Raw genomic sequence first — 17,956 nt, 5'->3', positions numbered from 1 at the left:
GGGCAGGTAGGACGTCCCAGTAGCCCTCATGGTGAGGTGCTTTGCAGAGCAAAGCCTCGAACCACGGGGGCGTGGCACAGGCCCTCCGGCGCGCCCGGGTAGTCGGCCCCTCAAAGCTCCTCGAACACACCCTTGGTCACATCGTAAAGCTTGCCATTCTCCGTCACGCCCGGGCTCAGCAAATCCACGATCTTTGGCGCAATATCGCTCGGCTGCGGCAGGGTGTCCGGGTCTTCGCCTGGCATGGCCTTGGCCCGCATCGCCGTGCGCACGGCGCCGGGATAGAAGACATTGGTCTTCACATTGGTGGTGTTCATTTCGCCGGCATAGGATTTGACCATGGCATCGAGCGCCGCCTTGCTCGCGGCATAAAGCCCCCAGAATGGCCGGGCCGACCGCGCCGAACTCGACGACAAGAAGACCGCGCGCCCCGCCGCCGACTGGCGCAGCAGCAGGTCTAGGGAGCGCAGCAGCCGATAATTGGCCGTGACGTTGATCGCAAAGACCTTGTCGAACTCATCGGGTTTCAGATGCGGCACCGGGCTCAGTGTCCCCAGGAGGCCTGCATTGGCCACGAGCCCATCAAGATGCCCCCAGCGCTCGAAAATGGCCGCGCCCAACCGGTCGATGGCATCGCCATCGCGCAGGTCGAACGGCACCAGCGTCGAAGAGCCGCCCACTTCCTGAATGGAGTCGTCGAGTTCCTCAAGCCCGCCCACGGTGCGCGCCACGGCGATCACATGGGCGCCGCGGCGTGCCGCCTCGAGGGCCGCCGCATAGCCGATGCCACGCGACGCGCCGGTGACCAGCACGACCTTGCCGGTCAGTTCGGTATTTTCAGTCATTAACCCGCTTCCTTGAGCAGCGAAATCTGCTTGGGATCGTTGTTGGAGCGACCATTTAGGTCGGTGAGAAGGGTAGGGTAGTCGCCCGTGAAATAATGATCGGTGAACTGCGGCGCCGCATTGTTGCGCTTCTCCCCGCCCACGGCTTCGTAAAGCCCATCAATGCTCAGGAAAGCCAGCGAGTCCGCCCCGATGAACCGGCACATGGAGTCGAGGTCATGATACTGGTTGGCCAGCAGCTTGTCCGGGTCCGGCGTGTCGATGCCATAATAGTCCGAATGGAAAATCATCGGGCTCGCGACGCGGATATGCACTTCCGTCGCCCCGGCATCGCGGATCATCTGCACGATTTTCACCGACGTCGTGCCGCGCACGATGGAATCATCGATCAGCACCACGCGCTTACCGGCAATCTCGGCCCGGTTTGCCGAATGCTTCAACCGCACGCCAAAGGCGCGGATCTGCTGGGTCGGCTCGATAAAGGTACGGCCCACATAGTGATTGCGGATAATCCCCAATTCGAACGGAATGCCGCTCTGCTGGGCAAAGCCGATCGCCGCCGGCGTGCCGCCATCGGGCACCGGAACCACGACATCCGCCTCGACCGGCGCTTCCTTGGCCAGATTCATCCCGGCATGCTTGCGCGCCTTGTAGACGCTGCGGCCCGAAACCATGGAATCCGGGCGGGCAAAATACACATATTCGAAGAGGCACGGCCGTTCCGGCGCCTTGCGGGCCATCTTGCGTTCTTCGATCGAGATCGAGCCATCGGGCTGGATTTCGCAGATGATGACTTCGCCATTCTCGACGTCGCGAACGTATTTCGCGCCGATGATGTCGAGAGCGCAGGTCTCCGAACAGAAGATCGGCTTGCCGTCCAGTTCGCCCATAACCAGCGGGCGGATGCCCACGGGGTCGCGTGCCGCAATCAGCTTGGTCCGCGTCAGTGCCAGCATAGCATATCCGCCTTCCATCTGCCTTATGGCGTCGATGAAACGGTCGGTGGTGGAGGAGTGACGCGAGCGCGCGATCAGATGCAGCACGACTTCGGTATCGGACGTGGACTGGCAGATAGCGCCCGTCGCGATGATTTGCTTCCGCAGCGTCAAGCCATTGGTGAAATTGCCATTATGAGCAATGGCGATGCCACCGGCCTCAAGCTCGGCAAATAGCGGCTGTACATTGCGCAGCGCCACTTCGCCGGTGGTCGAATAGCGCGTATGGCCGATCGACATGGTGCCGGGCAATTTGGCGAGAAGGGCAGGGTCCGTATAGTGATCGCCCACCAGCCCCATGCGCTTTTCCTGGTAGAACTGACGCCCGTCAAAACTGACGATGCCAGCGGCTTCCTGGCCGCGATGCTGCAGCGCATGCAGTCCCAGCGCGGTCAGCGTCGAAGCATCGCTATGCCCCAAAATGCCAAACACGCCGCACTCTTCATGCAGCGTGTCGCCTTCAAGATCGAAATCGTCGTCGCTCGGGTGGGTCACCGAACTTCTCCATATCGTTCTGCTCACCAATCGCCAAAGCGGTCAGCGCCGGCCGAGCCGGTCTCTTGGTTCACGCCAATAGCGCATTTTGGGGCCGGCGACCAATGACAGAATTGGGCGTCAGGCCTGAGGCGGGCGCGTGGCGCCCGTCCCGGATCAGGTCTGGGTCTGGCCGTCGACCGGTGCTTCGGTCGGGTCCACAGTGCCATCGATCGTCGGATCGACAGGCGGCACGGTTTCCTGCGGCGCGGTGGGCGCCTCGGGGTCCGAGGTCAGGTCGGCGCCGCCGCCCTTGAGAATGTCATTGACCTGCTGCTCGAGCCCTTCGGGCAGCATGGAGATCAGGGTCTTGCCCATATTGTCGAGATAGGGCAGCGATTGCGAATTGCGCGCCCATTCCGGCAGGTTGGTGCCGAGCAACCAGACGCCGAAAATGGTGATGACGATGGCGATCAGCACACCGCGCAAGACCCCGAAGATGAAGCCCAGCGTCCGGTCGATCGGCCCGATGCGGCTATCCACCACGAAATCGGCAATGCGCATCGTCAGCAGATGCAGCACGATCAGCGAAACGATGAAGCTGACGACGACCGTCGCAATATTGGCCACGATTTCTTCAGCGATATACTGCTGCGCGATATCGGGGTGATAGAGATACATATAGATGGCGATGGCGGCCGAGCCGGCCCAGGTCGCCAGCGAGAGAACCTCGCGCGTCAGGCCCCTGGCCGTTGCCAGAATGGCCGAGATCAACACCAGGACGCCCACACCAACGTCAAACGCTGTCAGCATATGTCTTCGCTAGCTCCACTTGCCGTCGGCCTGTTGCCGCGACCATTAACGACTTTGAACGCCCCTGCCAAGGCCACGAGGGTCGCAGTAACACGAACTTTCAGAGATTCTGCGCACGTCGCCCGAAAGTGGATGCCGGTTTCGGGAAAAGACATGCGCCAAAAAGAGAACAAAGGGCATGCGCTTTGTTTTACCAGCCTTCCGGCTCGGCCGCCGGCTTCTTGCCATTGGCCGCAATTCGCCCGACCATTTCCGACAATTGCGAAAATTCCGTGACCTCGAAGCCGTTCGTCTTGTCCATATTATTGACGCGCCCGGTGACCACCGATTGGAAGCCCAGCTTCTGCGCCTCGCGCAGCCGCAGCCCCCCATGCGACACCGGCCTTACCCCGCCCGCCAACGAAATTTCGCCGAAATAGACGGCCTCCTTGGGCAGCGGCGATCCCGTCAGCGAGGAAATCAGCGCTGCCGCCACGGCCAGGTCCGCCGCCGGTTCGTTGATCTTCAGGCCGCCCGCCACATTGAGATAGATATCATTGGCCCCGATCCGCACCCCGCAACGCGTTTCCAACACCGCCAGCACCATCGAGAGCCGCGAGGTATCCCAGCCAACGACGGCCCGACGCGGCGTGCCGAGCGGGGAGGGCGCCACCAGCGCCTGGATTTCAATCAGGATCGGCCGCGTCCCCTCCATGCCGGCAAAGACCGCCGAGCCCGCCGCGTCCTCGTCGCGCTGGTCGAGAAACAGCGCCGAGGGATTCGCCACCTGTTCGAGCCCGCGTTCGGTCATGGCGAAAACACCGATCTCGTCGGTCGCGCCATAGCGGTTCTTCACGCCGCGCAAAATGCGGAACGTATGGCTCGAATCGCCCTCGAAATAGAGCACCGCATCGACCATGTGTTCCACCACACGCGGCCCCGCGATCTGCCCGTCTTTCGTCACATGCCCCACCAGCACCACCGCCGCGCCGCTCTTCTTGGCGAACCGCGTCAGCGCCTGTGCCGACGTGCGCACCTGGGTGACGGTGCCGGGCGCACTTTCCACCCGGTCGGTCCACAGCGTCTGGATCGAATCGATGATCACGAGATCGGGCGGCGGCCCATTCTCGAGCGTCGCCAAAATGATTTCGACATTGGTTTCCGCCGCCAACAGCACATCGGCCTCGCCGAGCCCCAGCCGTTGCGCCCGCAACCGCACCTGCGCCACGGCCTCTTCGCCCGACACATAGATGACGCGCTTGCCCTTGTTGGCGAGCGCCGCCGCCGATTGCAGCAGCAATGTCGATTTGCCGATGCCGGGATCCCCACCCACCAGCAGCGCCGAACCCTTTACAAAGCCCCCGCCGGTGACGCGATCGAGTTCGGCGATCCCGGTTATGACGCGCGCCGCGCTTTCCGTTTCTCCCGAGAGCGGCATGAGATTGGCCGGCCGTCCGCCCGATTTCGCTGCCTTGGGTCCCGCCCCGATGCCGCTGTCGACCATTTCTTCGACAATGGTGTTCCATTCGCCGCAGGCGTCGCACCGCCCCTGCCAGCGGGAGGTCACCGCGCCGCAGGATTGGCAAACGAAGTTGGATTTGTTCTTGGCCACTAGGCGTTCTCTCGCGCTGCGCACCGGTCGGCAATGCGCCGCACGCTATTCCAGTTCCGGGACGTGTTGGTCCCGCAATTCTTGTCGATCTGGCGGATCAAGCGCCCCGATTGGCCAACGTCCTGGGTAAAATCGACGATCAGATGATCATGCACCACATGCACCGTCTCGGGCCCGTCATAGCGCTTCAGCCAGTCGAAATCCGGTTTCTTGCTGGCGAAGAAATAGACCCCCGTCTGGTTTGGCCGCTCCGCCGCCGCCTCGGCAATCGGATCGGCCTGCATCAGTTTGTGCAGTAGTGCCGGCTTTCGCACCACCGGCACGACATTTTCGCCCAGCCCAAAGCTGCGCAGCACGCCAACCGTTGTCGTCACCACCGCCGCCTCGGTCCCATCAAACCCGGCAATCATATTGCCCGTATTGACCAGCGTTTCCGGAGCCACGAACCCGGCGGCCACCGCAGCCTCGCGCCACTGCGTCATGGACATGAGCTTGTGCGTCACCGGCCCGATGGCGCGCAGGAGGATCACATATGTGCTTGGGTTCGGCGCCAATCCGGTCGATTCCTTGTTGGCGAAAACGCTAGCAGCTTTGTATCAGTCGTTCAAGAACGAACGGAGAACAAACTATTCGGGCAAATAACCATTGCCCACATAGTTGCGCGTATAGCGGCCCTTGAGCGCGGTGAGGAGTTCATAGCCGATGGTGCCCGCGACATCGGCTTGCTCGTCCACACTGACATTGGCGCCAAGCACTTCGACACCCTCGCCGGGTTTGGGCAGGTTGGGGCCCAGTTCGGTGATGTCCACAATGGTCTGGTCCATGGAAATCTTGCCGATCACCGGGCAGAGCTTTCCGCGCACATAGACCTTGGCGCCGGGCCGCGCATTGGTCCCCGACATGGCGCGCAAAAAGCCATCGGCATAACCATGCCCGATCACCGCCAGCCGGCTGTCGCGCGAGAGCGAATAGGAGGCTCCGTAGCCCACCGTTTCGCCGGTCCGCGCTTCGCGCACCTGCAAAACCGGGGCATGCAGCGTCACGACGGTTGCCATTGGGTTCTTCCGCCCAATGACGGCGCGGCCGCCATAAAGCGCAATGCCCGGCCGCACCATCTGGAAGTGATAGTCGCGCCCCGTCATCAGTCCGGCGGAATTGGCGAGCGAGGCCGGAATGCCGGGAAATTGGTTTAGCACCGAGCCGAACAGCGCCAATTGCGTGCGGTTCTTTTCGTGGCTCGGAACATCGGCGCAGGCGAGGTGGCTCATCACCATCTGCGGCGCATAACTCAGCCGCGCGATGCGTTCGCGCACGATCACCGCCTCATTGAGCCTGAAACCAAGCCGGTTCATGCCGGTATCGAAGTGGAAGGCGCTGGGATAGGCCTCGTTGCGCTCGACACATTTGTTGAGCCACTCTTCGAGCATATCCATCGAGGAAATGACCGGCATCAGATTCTGCCGGATATAAAGATTAGCGGCGCCTGGATAGAGCCCGTTGAGCACGAAAATATGGGCACTGGGCAGGGCCGTGCGCACGGCAATGCCCTCGTCGGGGGTTGCCACGAAAAAGAACCGCGCGCCGGCCGCATAAAGCGCCGTCGCCGCCATTTCGATGCCGGTGCCATAGGCGTCGGCCTTGACGACCGCGGCCGTCAGCGCGCCCTGGCTCACCTTGTCGAGGGCGTTCCAGTTTCGGGCGAGTGCCCCGAGATCGACAGTCAGTTGGCTCCCGAGGCCCGAGGTCAGCTTCATACCTATTCCATGCGTTCCGGTAGATAGTCTGCCCGTGCGAGGTTACCGAAGCGTGTGAACTGGGCTTCAAAGCTCAGCTGCACCGTTCCTGTAGGGCCATGGCGCTGCTTGGCAATGATGACTTCCGCCTTGCCATGCACCTGCTCCATTTCCGTCTGCCAGCTGATGTGCTCTGGCGTCCCCTCTTTGGGCTCCTTGTTCTTGAGATAGTACTCTTCGCGGTAAACGAACATCACCACGTCCGCGTCCTGCTCGATAGAACCCGATTCGCGCAAATCGGAAAGCTGCGGATGCTTGTCGTCTCGCGACTCGACCTGACGGGAAAGCTGGGACAGCGCGATAACAGGCACTTCCAGCTCCTTGGCCAGTGCCTTCAGCGTCGTCGTAATTTCGGTCAGTTCCTGCACGCGGTTCTGGCTCGAGGCCTTCGAGGACCCCGAGAGGAGCTGCAGGTAGTCCACAATAAGCAGATCGAGCCCCTTTTGCCGCTTCAGCCGCCGCGCCCGTGCGGCAAGCTGCGCCACGCTCAGGCCGCCCGTATCGTCGATATAGAGCGGCACCTTGCTCATCATGTTCGACACGTCCACCAGCTTGGAAAACTGGCTGTCGTGAATACGCCCGCGGCGAATGTCGGACGAGGAAACTTCCGCCTGTTCGGCCAGAATACGCGTCGCGAGCTGTTCGGAACTCATTTCGAGGCTGAAGAACCCGACGACACCGCCATTGACCGTCTTGTTGTGCCCGTCCGGCGTCACCTCGCCGCGCCAGTTCTTGGCAACATTATAAGCGATATTGGTCACGAGCGAGGTCTTGCCCATGGCAGGGCGGCCAGCGAGCACGATCAAGTCCGAGCGCTGCAAGCCGCCCATCTGCCGATCGAGGTCATGAAGGTCCGTCGCGACGCCCGAAAGCCCGCCATCGCGCTGAAAGGCCTCGCCCGCCATGCGGATGGAGGCGCTGAGCGCTGTGCTGAAGCTGAGGAAGCCGCCGTCATAGCGTCCTTTTTCGGCCAGCTGGAACAGCTCGCCTTCCACCTTTTCGATCTGCCGGTTCGGGGTCATTTCGACCTCGGACTCATAGGCGACCGAAACCATTTCCTCGCCGACTAGAATCAGGTTCCGGCGAATGGCGAGGTCATAGATGGCCTGCCCATAGTCCCCGGCATTGATGACGGTCGTCGCTTCTGCGGCGAGCCGCGCCAGATATTGCGCCATGGTCATTTCGGGCAGGAGCTGGTCGGGCAGGTGGGTTTTGATCGTCGTCGGATCCGCCGATTTACCGGCGCGAATCACCTTGCTGGTGATCTCATAAATGTCCCGGTGCACGGGCTCATAAAAATGTTCCGGCTCCAGGAAATCCGAGACCCGGTAAAACGCTTCATTGTTGATCAGGATAGCGCCGAGCAGCGCCTGTTCCGCCTCCACATTGTGTGGGGCGACGCGAAACGACTTGTCTTCGGCCGGGTGAAGCCGTGCGATCTCAGCCATCGTGATCCTCGGGGGTGTTAACCTTTCTAACCACGGGGGAGTGGTCGGAGTCCCACCGCCCTATCCCTCAAGGAGTTAAGATTCTTTTCGCCGTGTGAACTCTGTGAACAACGGGGAATAGTCACTCTGTTACTTGCCATTCGATCATGGCCTGCGCGTGACCGATTCTAGCACGTCCCCAAACAAAAAGGCCGGGCTTTCGCCCGGCCTTTTCAAATTTCAGTCCGCAAGGACTACTCTTCGAAACGGTCGTCCGAAGCAGCGTCCTTCTGGCCGGCGGCGAAATCGCCGTCATCGTCAGCTTCGAAGGTGTGGACGGTGACGTCTTCGCCTTCGGCCTGACGGTTGGCTTCGTCAACCGAACGGGCAACATTGACGGTGATCGAGACGGCGACTTCAGCATGCAGCGTCAGCGGCACGGTGTGGACACCAACGGTCTTGATCGGATCGGCAAGGTCGACCTGGTTGCGCTGAACGATGTAACCATCGACAGCCAGGGCTTCGACGATATCGCGGGCTGCGACCGAACCGTAGAGCTGGCCGGTTTCACCAGCCTGACGGATGATGATGACCGAACGGCCATTGAGGCCTTCGGCGATACCGGCAGCGGCAGTGCGGCGCTCTTCGTTGCGCTGTTCGATGTGCACGCGCTCGTTTTCGAAACGCTTGCGGTTGGCTTCGGTGGCGCGCAGAGCCTTGCCCTGGGGCAGGAGGAAGTTACGGGCAAAACCGTCCTTCACATTGACTTCGTCGCCGATGGTGCCGGTGCGACCGATACGCTCGAGCAGAATGACTTTCATGTCTTTATTCCTTTGGCTGTCCCGTCTTGAAGACGGTTAGGAGCCGCAGACCATCTGCGACCCCAGCGATTTGCCCTGCTGGTTAAGGGCACTTATGCGGGAAAGAAGCCGTTGGGACGGATGAGATAGTGGTGTTCGCCGAGAACCGGAGCGGAACGTACATTGGTACGTGAGCACCGGAAGCGCAGGCGGACGCCGCTAGATCGCCGTCCCAGCGAGCTTATTTCACAGCATAAGGCATGATGCCGATAAAGCGGGCACGCTTGATCGCACGAGCCAGTTCACGCTGCTTCTTGGCAGAAACGGCGGTGATACGGCTCGGCACGATCTTGCCGCGCTCGGAAACGTAGCGCGAAAGCAGGCGCACGTCCTTGTAGTCGATCTTTGGCGCGCCTTCGCCCGAGAACGGGCAGGTCTTGCGACGGCGCTGGAACGGACGGCGGGCCTGGGAAGTGGTGAGGTCTTTAATAGCCATGGCTATGCGTTCCTTATCTTAGAAGCGGCGGGGACGGCGGTCGCCCGAGGGGGCACCACGTTCGCCACGGCCACCACCATCGCGGTCATCGCGATCGCGCTTCTGCATCATCGCGGACGGGCCTTCTTCCAGCTCGTCGACGCGCACGGTCATGAAGCGCAGGATGTCTTCATTGATGCGCATCTGGCGTTCCATTTCGGCAATTGCCGGCGCGGAAGCGTCGATGTTGAGCAGGGTGTAGTGAGCCTTGCGGTTCTTGCGGATGCGGTAGGAGAGACCCTTGAGGCCCCAATATTCGTTCTTGGTAACCTTGCCGCCACCCTGAGACAGGATTTCGGTCAGCGCAGTGGTCAGTTCTTCAACCTGCTGCTGCGAAACGTCCTGGCGCGCCAGGAAGATGTGTTCGTAAAGGGCCATTGAGTGCGCCTTCCTTTCAGTTGTCATACGCAATGCCTGGCGCGGAGCCCCTTCAAAGCCTGGAAAGGCGTCAAAGCAGTCTTGCAAAGAGCGGGAACACGGGAGGCCGGACGGGTGAGCGTCCTATCTTTCCCAACGTTGGGGCTCAGAGAGCCTTATCGTTCAAAAGGAAAAACCCTCCGTTCAGCCCCCGGCCAAACGAATTGCTGCGGCGGCTATAGAATAGAAGGCACCCAAATGCAAGCTTCAGGCGCCGGCAGCCTTCAACAGGGCGGCGCTTTTGTGGGCAACGACGCGGTTGCGGCCGGCATTCTTGGCCTCATAAAGCGCTTCGTCGGCAAGGCTGAGCATGCGCGGCAGGTTGGCCGGCGCCTGGAATTCGACAAGCCCGATACTGACGCTGGTGGCAATGGCCACTTCGCCATGCCGCAGGGTTTCGGCGGCAATCGCTTCGCGAATCCGCTCGGCGACCCTTGTGCCTTCCTCGATCCCCGCGCCGGGCAGGATGATGGCAAATTCCTCGCCCCCCAGCCGGCCCAGAATATCGCCCTTGCGCAGCCCGGCCGTAAGTAGACCCGCCACAACCTGCAGCACATGATCCCCCAGCGGATGCCCATGCGTATCGTTGATCGATTTGAAGTGGTCGACATCCACCGCCAAGGCCACGTTCGGCGTGCCGTCCCGCTGCCGTACGAGGCTCGCCTCGGCCGTCGCGTTGAACTGCCGGCGATTGAGCAGGCCCGTCAGAAAATCATGATTGGCGCGATGCTCGATTTCGTCATGCGCTTCCTGCCAGAAAGCGTTCAGCATCACCATGGCGAGTGAGCCCAGCGCGAGCGAGGCAATGCCCATCCGGAAGGACGCAAGATCCCAGGGCGAATCCAGAGGCACATTATCCACATAAAGCGGAATGAGGCCGACGGGCACGGCAAACAAGACCCACATGGCCGCGAGCCCGGAAAGAACAAGCGCGATCCGCGGGCTGAACAGCGTCGAACACCAGATGAAAGCAGGCAGATACAGCACCAGCGCCCCAGCGCCGCCCACGAATGGCATGAGGCCGCAGGACGCGGCCAGCGCCGCGATTGCCGTGGCCTTTTCGGCGAGACTGCCATCCTTCTCGTCCGCCAGCGCGGATTTGCGCGCCTTGATAAGGCGGCCGCCCATCACCAGCGGCAGGAAAATGGCGTAATTCACAGCCTCGGAGGCGGTCCAGAGAAAGAAGCCCTCCAACCGGTCGAGGCCCAAAAGTGGTCCGGCGACGAAGCCGCCGGCAATTCCGCAGGCGAGCGACGCGGCAAGCACCACGACGGAGAGCCGGACAACGCTCGATGGCCGTGTCATCGGGAAAAATCGGGACGCCCAAAGCCGGATCAGTGCCAGCCCCGTTGCTACGCCCACAAGATTTGTCGCGTTGAGCGCCGCCGATCGCAGCAGGTCCCCGCCCGAAAGCAGATCCGCCGCCATATAGGCCAGCGCGCTCAGCACCCAGGTCAAAGCCGAATTTGTCTTGGGATAAATGGCGAGAATGCCGAGCAATGCCGCATTGGCGGGCCAGAGGCTCGCAAGGTCGAACGCCGTTCTGCTATGGATACCGAGCAAAGCCAGGGCAAAGACGATCGCGGCCGTCAGGGCGGCGGCAATGAGCGGCCTGGCAAAGCCCGAATTTGTGGAAACCCCCGCGGCTGAACTATCCATGGTGCCTCCAAAAAATCGCACTGACGCATAATTCTCCCGCAAAATCCCTTAAGAGAGATTGCTTGACTCAGCCAAATACACTCGGCAAACGCCTCGCAATGTCCGCAACCCCGGAGACGCCGTCATGACCAGCATCGCTTTCACCTTTCCCGGCCAGGGCAGCCAGGCCGTCGGCATGGGCAAGGAACTGGCCGATGCCTTCCCCGAAGCGCGCGCCGTCTTCGATGAAGTCGATGCCGCGCTGGGGCAAAAGCTGTCCCAGACCATGTTCGAGGGCCCCGAAGACGTCCTGCGCCTCACCGAAAATGCCCAGCCCGCCCTGATGGCCTCAAGCATTGCCGTGCTCCGCGTGCTCGAAAGCCGCGGCGTCCGTCTGGCCGATCATGCCAAATTCGTCGCCGGCCATTCGCTCGGCGAATATTCCGCCCTCTGCGCCGCTGGCACTTTCTCTCTCTCTGATACGGCCCGTCTCCTCCGTACCCGCGGCCAGGCCATGCAAAAGGCTGTTCCCGTTGGCCACGGCGCCATGGCCGCGCTTCTCGGGCTCGATCTCGACACCGCCCGCGCTGTTGCCGAAGAAGCCGCGCAAGGCGAAGTCTGCCAGGTCGCCAATGACAATGCGCCCGGCCAGGTCGTTATTTCTGGCGCCCTCGCCGCCATCGAGCGCGCCGTCGAAATCGCCAAGACCAAGGGCTCCAAGCGCGCCCTGCTGCTGCCCGTCAGTGCTCCCTTCCATTGCTCCCTGATGCAGCCCGCTGCCGACGCCATGGCCTCTGCGCTTGCCGAAGTGCAGATGAACGCCCCCGTCGTGCCGCTCGTCGCCAATGTGTTGGCGGCCCCGATCTCCGACCCCGCCGAAATCCGTCAGCGTCTTGTTGAGCAGGTCACCGGCGTCGTCCGCTGGACCGAAACCGTCACCTGGCTTGCCGGGCAGGGCGGGGTCACTCAGCTCGTCGAACTCGGCACCGGCCGCGTTCTTACCGGCCTTGCCAAGCGCATCGCCCCCGATGTCACCACCCATGCCGTCGGCGGCCCCGCCGATATCGACGCCTTCGTCGCGGCCGTCACCGCCTGAACCAGGGAATAAAAACATGTTCGATTTGACCGGTAAGCGCGCCTTGGTCACGGGCGCCAGCGGCGGCATCGGCCGCGAAATCGCCAAGGCGCTGGCCGCTGCCGGCGCCACCGTGGCCCTGTCCGGCACCCGCGTTGGCGCGCTTGAAGAGACCGCCCAGCAGATCGGCAAGGAATGCCCGATCCTGCCGTGCAATCTCTCCAAGCTCGACGATGTCGACAAGCTCGTGCCATCAGCGGAAGCAGCCATGGGCGGCCTCGATATTCTCGTCAACAATGCCGGCATGACCCGCGACAATCTCTTCATGCGCATGAAGGATGAGGAGTGGGACGAGGTTATCGCGGTCAATCTCACCGCCGCCTTCCATCTCAACCGCGCCGTGCTGCGTGGCATGATGAAGCAGCGCTTTGGCCGCATCATCGGCATTTCCTCGGTCGTCGGCGTCATGGGCAATCCCGGCCAGGGCAATTATGCCGCCTCCAAGGCTGGTCTCATCGGCATGAACAAGGCGCTGGCCTATGAAGTGGCGAGCCGCAATATCACGGTCAATTCCATCGCCCCAGGCTTCATTGCCTCGGCCATGACCGATGAACTCAACGACAAGCAGCGCGACGCCATTCTTTCCACCATTCCGGCCACCCGCCTCGGCACCCCCCAGGAAGTCGCCGCCTGCGCCGTCTTCCTCTCGAGCGACGCCGCCGCCTACGTCACGGGCCACACGCTCAACGTCAACGGCGGCATGGCGATGATCTAAGGCAGAAGGCACCCCCTCCCGGCCTCCCCCATCAAGGGGGAGGTGAAGGGACTGTGGGCGTGACTTGATCTTGTCTCAAACTCGATAGGCACCTCCCCCTCGATGGGGGAGGCTGGGAGGGGGTGGAGTCACAAGCGCGGGGCAATCCGCCCGTTAATAAAGCCTTAAACCCTTGGAAACCATGCCTGCCGCTGCTGGCAATGGCTAGGGAAACATGCTAATCGCGCCCCGTTAACCCTTGCCGGTTCGCCTTGCGAGCGCCGAAAAGGCCGCTTACATTGCCTCTGTGCAAGTCAAAACCGAGCTTGATGAATTGGCTTCGCGCCAATAAGAAGCGAAACGAAACTTCGATTTCTGAAAAGGGAAGTCAAATATGAGCGATGTCGCTGATCGGGTCCGCAAGATCGTTGTGGAACACCTCAATGTGGACGCCGAGAAGGTCGTTGAAAAGGCCAGCTTCATCGACGATCTGGGCGCTGACTCGCTCGATCAGGTCGAGCTGGTTATGGCTTTCGAGGAAGAATTTTCGGTCGAAATCCCGGACGATGCTGCCGAGTCGATCCAGACCTTCGGAGACGCTGTCTCCTTCCTGACCAAGGCCACCAGCTAAGCTGGACGGGCAGGGTTAGACATGGAACTTCGCCGAGTCGTCGTCACCGGAATGGGGCTTGTCACGCCCCTTGGTTGCGGAGTGGAGGCCACGTGGGCCAATATTCTTGCAGGCAAGAGTGGAGCCAAGCGTATCGACGAATTCCAGGTCGACGATATCGCCTGCCAGATTGCCCACCGGCTGCCCCGCGGGGATTATGCCGATGGCAAGTACAATCCCGACGAATGGATGGAAACCAAGGAACAGCGCAAGGTCGACGATTTCATCGTCTACGCCATGGCCGCTGCCACCCAGGCCATCCAGGATGCCGGGGTTGAGCCCAAGACGCAGGAAGAGCAGGAACGCACAGGCGTTCTGATCGGCTCGGGCATTGGCGGGATTGGCGGCATCTATGATGCCTCCATCACCCTCCACGAAAAAGGCCCGCGCCGCATCAGCCCCTTCTTCATTCCGGGTCGCCTGATCAATCTGGCCTCCGGCCACGTTTCCATCCGTTTCGGTCTCAAGGGACCGAACCATTCCGTCGTCACCGCCTGCTCGACTGGGGCGCACGCCATTGGCGATGCGGCCCGCCTGATCGCGCTGGGCGATGCCGATGTGATGGTGGCGGGTGGCGCGGAAAGCTGCGTCAATCGCATTTCGCTGGCAGGCTTTGCCGCAGCGCGGGCGCTTTCGACGGGCTTCAACGATAATCCAACCGCCGCTTCGCGCCCCTATGATCGGGATCGCGATGGCTTCGTCATGGGCGAGGGCGCCGGCATTGTCGTGCTCGAAGACTATGAGCGCGCCAAGGCTCGCGGCGCCAAGATTTATGGCGAAGTGATCGGCTATGGCCTTTCGGGCGATGCCTATCACATCACCGCACCCGCGCCCGATGGCGATGGTGGCTTCCGTGCCATGAGCGCGGCAGTCAAGCGTGCGGGCATTTCGCCTGCCGATATCGACTATATCAACGCCCATGGCACCTCGACGCCCTTGGGCGACGAGATCGAACTGGGCGCGGTTTCCCGCGTCCTCGGTGCGGCCGCCGAAAAGTCGGTGATGAGCTCGACCAAGTCGGCCATCGGTCACCTTCTCGGCGCTGCAGGCTCCGTCGAAGCGATTTTCTGCCTTCTCGCCATGCGCGATGGCATCGCTCCGCCGACGCTCAATCTCGACAATCCCTCTGTCGAAACGCCGATCAATCTGGTGCCCAAAGTGGCACTCAAGAAGGAAATCAACGTGGCTCTGTCCAACAGCTTCGGCTTTGGCGGCACCAATGCCACCTTGGTCATGCGCAAGGTCGCCTGATTTTTTTCAACTGCAAGAGGGGCACGTCGCTTGGACAAAGCGACGTGCCCCTTGTTTTTATTCAAATCCATTGCAAACAATGCCGCTGCCCCGCCGCTTTACAACAACAAGATCGGCACAACCGCTGACTGGCCATGAGGTGATTCTCTAAGATGAACGACCGCCGTAAACGCCGCCGCCGCTCGTCCAATGGCCTTGTCGATGTGCTCAACGCCCTTCTTACCCTGCTCGTCATCGGCCTCGTCGTCGTTGGCGGCGGTTTCCTTTTCGTGGCGCAGCAATACTATAGCGATGGCCCTTCGAACGAAGAGCGCGTCTTCCGCGTCGAAAGCGGCAATACCCTGACCACCACGGCGAGCCGCCTCGAAGAGCAGGGCTTTATCTCCAATGCGCTGATTTTCCGCCAGTTCGGCGCCCGCGTCGAAGAGAACACCACCGTCAAGGCGGGCGATTTCACCATCCCCGCCAATGCCAGCATGTCCGAAATTCTGCGCGAGCTGACCACCGGCACGCCGATCCGCTATGCCGTCACCATTCCCGAAGGCTGGACCTCCTGGGAAGTCGTGCAGCGCGTCAATGCCGATGATCGCCTCAGCGGCAGCATCGATAACCTGCCGCCGGAAGGCTCCATCCTGCCCGGCAGCTACGATTATCTGCCGGGCGATACCCGCCAGTCAGTCATCGACCGCATGCAGGCCGCCATGACCGCAGCGCTCGCCGAGACATGGGCAGGCCGTCAGGCCGACCTGCCGCTGGCGTCGCCTGCTGAACTATTGATCCTCGCCTCCGTCGTCGAGCGCGAAACCGGCGTCGCCGAAGAGCGTCCGCAAGTTGCCGCCGTCTTCGTCAATCGCCTCAAGCAAAGCATGCGCCTGCAGTCCGACCCGACGATCATCTATGGCATCACGCTTGGCCAAACCAAGCTCGAACGCGGCCTCCGCCGCTCCGAGATCGAGGAAAAGACCGCCTACAATACCTATCAGATCGACGGTCTCCCCCCGACCCCCATCGCCAATCCGGGCATCGAGGCCCTGCGCGCCGTCGCCCACCCCGATAGCCACAACTATCTCTACTTCGTCGCCAAGGGCGCCTCGCCCCGCGATGGGCACGTCTTTGCCGAGACTTATGCCGAGCACCAGAAGAACGTCGCCCGCTATCGCGAGATCGAGCGCGAAGCGGCCCAACAGGCAGAAACAGACGCCGAGGCCGCCCGCCAGGCCCTTGAAGCCGAAGAGGCCAACGGCACGGAAGGCGCCCCCGAGTGACCTGCCGCATCGCCAGCATGACCGGCTATGCGCGGGCCGACGCCATGTTCGGCCCGGCCCGCCTCCGGGTCGAGCTGAAATCGGTCAACGGTCGCGGTCTCGATATCCGCACCCGCCTCGCCCCCGGCCTCGACGCCTTCGATATTCCCATCCGTCAGGCCCTCGGCCAGGCGCTCTCCCGCGGCTCGGTCAATGCCGCGGTGACGCTCGACCGGCAGGGCGCCACCGGCGCCGTCTCGGTCAACCCAGCCGCGCTTGAAACCATCCTCGCGGCAATTTCAACGCTCGCCGAACGCGTCGATGCGAGCCGCCCGAGCCTTGATGGCATCCTCGCTCTGCCCGGCGTGCTCGTGGTCGAGGAAAACCGCGACCTCGACGAGGAAGGCCTCGAGCCCGTGCTCATGGCGGCCGTGCGCGAGGCCTCTGCCGCCCTGCAGCAATCCCGGCTGGAGGAGGGCGCCCGCATCGCCGAAACCCTCTCCCGCCAGCTCGATACCATTGCTGAACTCGTCACCCGCGCCGACGCCCATCCCAGCCGCTCGCGCGATGCTATTTCTGCGCGCCTCGCCCAACAGGTCGAGGCCCTGCGTCAGGAAGCCGATATTTCGCCCGATCGCCTCGCCCAGGAAGCGCTTGTTCTGGCCACCAAGGCCGATATCCAGGAAGAGATCGACCGCCTCCGCGCCCACATTGCCGGCGCCCGCGCGCTTCTCTCCGGCTCCGGTGCCGTCGGCCGCCGCCTCGATTTCCTCGCCCAGGAATTCAATCGCGAGGCCAATACGCTCTGTTCCAAATCGAACGCCGTGGAACTCACCGCCATCGGTCTTGACCTCAAGGCGGTGATCGATCAACTACGCGAGCAAGTCCAGAACATCGAATAGAGTGCCTCAAACATGGATTTTCAGCGCCGCGGCGTCATGCTTGTCCTCGCCTCCCCCTCGGGCGCCGGAAAGTCCTCCATTTCGCGCGCCCTCTTCGGTGCCGATCCCAATATCAAGCTCTCGGTTTCCGTAACCACCCGCGGCCGCCGCACCGATGAAATCGACGGCAAGCACTATCACTTCATCGACGTACCGACCTTCGAAGCGATGCGCCGCGATGGGGGCCTCCTCGAATCCGCCGAAGTGCACGGCAATTTCTACGGCACCCCGCGCGCCCTCGTCGAAGAACAGCTCTCCAACGGCAACGACATCCTCTTCGATATCGACTATCAGGGCACCCTGCAGCTCTATGAAAAGTGCCGTGCCGACATGGTCACGGTCTTCATCTTGCCGCCCTCGATCAAGGAACTGCGCGCCCGCCTCGAACGCCGCGCCCAGGACAGCGTCGGCACCATCGAAAAGCGCCTCAAGAATGCGCGCAACGAGATGGATCATTACGACGAATACGACTACGTCCTCGTCAACGAAGACCTCGAACTCTCCGTCGCCCGCGTCCGCGCCATCCTCGCCTCAGCCCGCCTCAACCGCGAACGCCAGCTCGATCTCGACAATTTTGTCCGCGATTTACAAAATCAGATCAGTCCGGACTGAGCGTTAGCCGGCAGTAGGCTTCGCCCCGACCCCAGTAGCCCTCATGGTGAGGTGGGCGGCATAGCCGCCCCTCGAACCACG

At 62.1% G+C, this 17,956-nt stretch carries 18 protein-coding genes; 7 read left to right on the top strand and 11 right to left on the bottom strand.

Annotated elements, in window-relative coordinates; all coding sequences use genetic code 11:
• Positions 1 to 110: 110 nt before the first annotated feature.
• From ASD83_RS06735 to ASD83_RS06685, 11 genes are all read right to left on the bottom strand, one after another.
• Positions 111 to 845 carry an SDR family NAD(P)-dependent oxidoreductase gene (locus ASD83_RS06735; protein WP_056309072.1) on the bottom strand — a complete coding sequence of 245 codons (735 nt, stop codon included), beginning with the start codon at positions 843 to 845 and terminating at the stop codon, positions 111 to 113.
• The gene (gene purF / locus ASD83_RS06730) at positions 845 to 2,350 is read right to left on the bottom strand and encodes an amidophosphoribosyltransferase (RefSeq protein ID WP_056309946.1); all 1,506 of its coding nucleotides are present in this window, start codon (positions 2,348 to 2,350) and stop codon (positions 845 to 847) included. Before purF ends, ASD83_RS06735 begins: the two co-directional genes overlap by 1 nt.
• Positions 2,351 to 2,491: 141 nt before the next feature.
• Positions 2,492 to 3,127, bottom strand: coding sequence for a CvpA family protein (locus tag ASD83_RS06725; protein WP_082560989.1), 636 nt, complete (start codon positions 3,125 to 3,127; stop codon positions 2,492 to 2,494).
• Positions 3,128 to 3,317: 190 nt separating this feature from the next.
• Positions 3,318 to 4,718, bottom strand: a complete 1,401-nt coding sequence (gene radA, locus ASD83_RS06720; protein WP_056309068.1) for a DNA repair protein RadA — start codon at positions 4,716 to 4,718, stop codon at positions 3,318 to 3,320.
• Positions 4,718 to 5,272 (bottom strand): DUF1697 domain-containing protein, encoded by a 555-nt coding sequence (locus ASD83_RS06715; protein WP_056309066.1) that lies wholly within the window; start codon positions 5,270 to 5,272, stop codon positions 4,718 to 4,720. Before ASD83_RS06715 ends, radA begins: the two co-directional genes overlap by 1 nt.
• Before the next feature lie 72 nt (positions 5,273 to 5,344).
• Positions 5,345 to 6,472: an alanine racemase gene (alr, locus tag ASD83_RS06710; protein WP_056309064.1), complete on the bottom strand. Its 1,128-nt coding sequence runs from the start codon at positions 6,470 to 6,472 to the stop codon at positions 5,345 to 5,347.
• A gap of 2 nt (positions 6,473 to 6,474) precedes the next feature.
• Positions 6,475 to 7,959, bottom strand: a complete 1,485-nt coding sequence (locus ASD83_RS06705; protein WP_056309061.1) for a replicative DNA helicase — start codon at positions 7,957 to 7,959, stop codon at positions 6,475 to 6,477.
• A 233-nt stretch (positions 7,960 to 8,192) separates the two neighbouring features.
• Complete coding sequence (rplI, locus tag ASD83_RS06700; RefSeq protein WP_056309059.1) at positions 8,193 to 8,759, bottom strand: 50S ribosomal protein L9; 567 nt, start codon at positions 8,757 to 8,759, stop codon at positions 8,193 to 8,195.
• 220 nt (positions 8,760 to 8,979) lie between these two features.
• A complete protein-coding gene (gene rpsR / locus ASD83_RS06695; protein ID WP_035083777.1) occupies positions 8,980 to 9,234 on the bottom strand; it encodes a 30S ribosomal protein S18 in 255 nt (84 codons plus the stop codon).
• Between the two features lie 18 nt (positions 9,235 to 9,252).
• Complete coding sequence (rpsF, locus tag ASD83_RS06690) at positions 9,253 to 9,651, bottom strand: 30S ribosomal protein S6 (protein WP_056309057.1); 399 nt, start codon at positions 9,649 to 9,651, stop codon at positions 9,253 to 9,255.
• A 246-nt stretch (positions 9,652 to 9,897) separates the two neighbouring features.
• Positions 9,898 to 11,349: a GGDEF domain-containing protein gene (locus tag ASD83_RS06685; RefSeq protein WP_056309056.1), complete on the bottom strand. Its 1,452-nt coding sequence runs from the start codon at positions 11,347 to 11,349 to the stop codon at positions 9,898 to 9,900.
• Positions 11,350 to 11,473: 124 nt separating this feature from the next.
• On the opposite strand from ASD83_RS06685, the gene fabD reads away from it, so the two are divergent.
• The 7 genes from fabD (at position 11,474) to gmk (ending at position 17,875) form a co-directional block, all read left to right on the top strand.
• A complete protein-coding gene (fabD, locus tag ASD83_RS06680; protein WP_056309054.1) occupies positions 11,474 to 12,424 on the top strand; it encodes an ACP S-malonyltransferase in 951 nt (316 codons plus the stop codon).
• A gap of 16 nt (positions 12,425 to 12,440) precedes the next feature.
• Entirely contained in the window at positions 12,441 to 13,178 is a 738-nt protein-coding gene (gene fabG / locus ASD83_RS06675; RefSeq protein WP_056309051.1) for a 3-oxoacyl-[acyl-carrier-protein] reductase, read from the top strand.
• A gap of 373 nt (positions 13,179 to 13,551) precedes the next feature.
• A complete protein-coding gene (locus tag ASD83_RS06670; RefSeq protein WP_035083768.1) occupies positions 13,552 to 13,788 on the top strand; it encodes an acyl carrier protein in 237 nt (78 codons plus the stop codon).
• A gap of 21 nt (positions 13,789 to 13,809) precedes the next feature.
• Entirely contained in the window at positions 13,810 to 15,078 is a 1,269-nt protein-coding gene (fabF, locus tag ASD83_RS06665) for a beta-ketoacyl-ACP synthase II (protein WP_056309049.1), read from the top strand.
• Positions 15,079 to 15,230: 152 nt separating this feature from the next.
• Positions 15,231 to 16,343, top strand: coding sequence for an endolytic transglycosylase MltG (mltG, locus tag ASD83_RS06660; RefSeq protein WP_056309047.1), 1,113 nt, complete (start codon positions 15,231 to 15,233; stop codon positions 16,341 to 16,343).
• Positions 16,340 to 17,224, top strand: a complete 885-nt coding sequence (locus ASD83_RS06655) for a YicC/YloC family endoribonuclease (RefSeq protein WP_244489116.1) — start codon at positions 16,340 to 16,342, stop codon at positions 17,222 to 17,224. The genes mltG and ASD83_RS06655 overlap by 4 nt, the downstream gene beginning before the upstream one ends.
• Positions 17,225 to 17,236: 12 nt before the next feature.
• Complete coding sequence (gene gmk, locus ASD83_RS06650) at positions 17,237 to 17,875, top strand: guanylate kinase (protein WP_056309043.1); 639 nt, start codon at positions 17,237 to 17,239, stop codon at positions 17,873 to 17,875.
• The last annotated feature ends 81 nt before the right edge of the window (positions 17,876 to 17,956 follow it).

The organism is Devosia sp. Root685, from assembly GCF_001427875.1.
In the GTDB taxonomy this organism is placed as follows: domain Bacteria; phylum Pseudomonadota; class Alphaproteobacteria; order Rhizobiales; family Devosiaceae; genus Devosia.
This window is presented reverse-complemented; position numbering and strand designations above follow the sequence as displayed.